3 protein-coding genes and 1 pseudogene are annotated in these 2,116 nt (G+C 43.5%); all 4 read right to left on the reverse strand.

The annotated features are described in order from the left end of the window. Positions 1-95 precede the first annotated feature (95 nt). Positions 96-356, reverse strand: a complete 261-nt coding sequence (gene rpsR, locus Q0277_RS05415) for a 30S ribosomal protein S18 (RefSeq protein WP_295151385.1) — start codon at positions 354-356, stop codon at positions 96-98. Between the two features lie 13 nt (positions 357-369). Further along, a complete protein-coding gene (locus Q0277_RS05420) occupies positions 370-972 on the reverse strand; it encodes a single-stranded DNA-binding protein (RefSeq protein ID WP_297926309.1) in 603 nt (200 codons plus the stop codon). A 10-nt stretch (positions 973-982) separates the two neighbouring features. Further along, positions 983-1,396: a 30S ribosomal protein S6 gene (gene rpsF, locus Q0277_RS05425; RefSeq protein WP_297996281.1), complete on the reverse strand. Its 414-nt coding sequence runs from the start codon at positions 1,394-1,396 to the stop codon at positions 983-985. 84 nt (positions 1,397-1,480) lie between these two features. Then, positions 1,481-2,116: pseudogene (locus Q0277_RS05430) on the reverse strand (hypothetical protein); the annotation flags it as partial.

Genomic DNA, 2,116 nt, shown 5'->3' on the forward strand with positions numbered 1-2,116 from the left:
ATGATGAAATTATATATTGATATTATAAGGGTGAACTTAAAATTTTAAAATTTAAAGTTTAAAAGAGAATTTTAGCGGCTCTACGCCGCTAAAATTTAAAGATTTTCGAATGGATTTACGACCACGTCTTTGCGATCTACGATGTAAGGTATAAGGGCTGCTTGGCGCGCACGCTTGATAGCCTTTTCTACCATCTCTTGGTATTTTTTGCTAGTGCCGGTTAAGCGACGCGGCATAATCTTAAAGCGCTCGCTTAGGCAATGCTTTAGCAGCGCCGTGTCCTTATAATCGATAAATTCGATCTTTGCCTCCGTAAATTTGCAATACTTCCTAGTATATTTTCTCTTATCTGCCATGATTTTTCCTTAATTAAAATGGGATCGTGTCGTTGCCGTCATCGTATTTATCGGCATCGACGTCGACTTCCGGAATCGTGCTTTCGTAACTCTGCTCTTTTTGTTTAGGCGCGTTATAATCGTTTTTTGCGCCTCTAGAATTTGAGTTTTGTCTGTTAGCATAGCTATTTCCGCCGCCGTAATTACTACCGCCGCCATAGTTAGAATTTCCGCCGCCATAGCCGCCGGAGCTTCCGCCATAATTGCCGCCCTCGTAATTGCCGCCTTGATTATAGCCGCCGCTTCCACCTTGATTGCTTCCTAGCATCTCCATCGTATCTACGCTGATGGAGTGCTTGCTTCGGTTCTGTCCGTTTTGATCCTGCCACTGATCTAGCTTTAAGCGACCTTCGATCAAAATTTTACTGCCTTTTCGCAAGTATTGATTTGCGATCTCGGCCGTGCGACCGAAAAAATCTATGTCTATAAAGCACGTCTCTTCGCGTTTCTCGCCGTTTGAGCTATTGTATCTGCGCGTGACGGCGATGCCGGTTTTACCTACGGCGGTGCCCGTTTGCAGATATCTAAGCTCGATATCTCGGGTCAAATTACCTACCAAAACTACTTTATTGAACATATTTTATCCTTTATTCGCCCTCTTTGGCTGCTTCTGCAGGCTCTTTTGGCTCTACCGGCGCTTTTGGCTCGCGCTCTTTTTTTGCAGGGCTTAATTTGATACCTTTGCTTAGTTTATCCCAAGCGGAAATTTCACGCTTAGTCTCATATTTGACGGTCAAAAATCTAATGATATCTTCGGTGATGCGCAGATTTCTAACAAGCTCGGAGATCAAGTTCGGCTCGGCTTTAAAATAGATTACGAAATAAACTCCGCGCTCATATTTGTCGATCTTATAGGCTAGCTTCCTAGCGCCCATTTCGATTACGGAAGCGATCTCTCCGCCATTTTTGGTTATGATTTCTTTGACGAAATCGACTTTTGTTTTAACTTCATCGTCGGTAAGCGTGGGCTTAACGATGAATAAAACCTCGTAGTTTCTCATAAATTCTCCTTATGGATTTTAGCTCGCAAACAGCGTCTGCGGGCAAGGATTTTGCAAAAAATGCAAGGGGATATTACTAAAATTTCACTTAATATTTGCTTTTTGCCCGAGCGAACTTAACAGCATGCGCTGCAACCTCAAAAACGACGCGAGCAAAAGCTCATCCTTTACCGCGTTCTTTTCACTTTTGAGTTCAAATTCCAAATCGTTTAAGTGAGCGAAAATTTTATAAAACGTCCGCGTAGAAAAGCTAGTGGCGTAGCGCTGCATCTGTGCGGCTACGGAAGGGGGCGGCTGATAGCCTAAAACCGCCTTAAAATCAAATCTGCCGTTTATTTTCACGTAAGCATGTAGGCGAAAAATTCTATAAATCAAGCGGTAAAAATAATTTATCAGCTCCATCTCGTTGTATCCACCGCTCAGAGCCATTTTATAAAAATCTACGCGAAAATCGCAAAGGCTGAAAATTTTATCAAAAAGCTCGTCGTAACTCACCTCGCTAAGGCCATAAACCATTAAATTTACGTTTTGCAGGCTAAGCTCGAGCCCCAGACTTGCAAATTTCTCTATCTCGCTCGCGCTTAGGCTCAGGCTTTCGTTGTGGATGGCGTAGATCCTGCTAAGTGCAGCAGTGTTTGCAAAAAGCCCGCGCATCTCGCATTTTTGCGCAAGCAGCGCTATGGCTTCATTCACGCCAGAGGGTTTGAAAAACCTCACTTC

The sequence above is a fragment of the uncultured Campylobacter sp. genome (genome assembly GCF_938030815.1).
Taxonomy (GTDB): Bacteria; Campylobacterota; Campylobacteria; order Campylobacterales; family Campylobacteraceae; genus Campylobacter_B.

What these genes read in the sequence shown, in the direction of transcription:
- rpsR (WP_295151385.1), bottom strand. Translation starts at nt 356, where the DNA reads ATGGCAGATAAGAGAAAATATACTAGGAAGTATTGCAAATTTACGGAG.
- Q0277_RS05420 (WP_297926309.1), bottom strand. Translation starts at nt 972, where the DNA reads ATGTTCAATAAAGTAGTTTTGGTAGGTAATTTGACCCGAGATATCGAG.
- rpsF (WP_297996281.1), bottom strand. Translation starts at nt 1,396, where the DNA reads ATGAGAAACTACGAGGTTTTATTCATCGTTAAGCCCACGCTTACCGAC.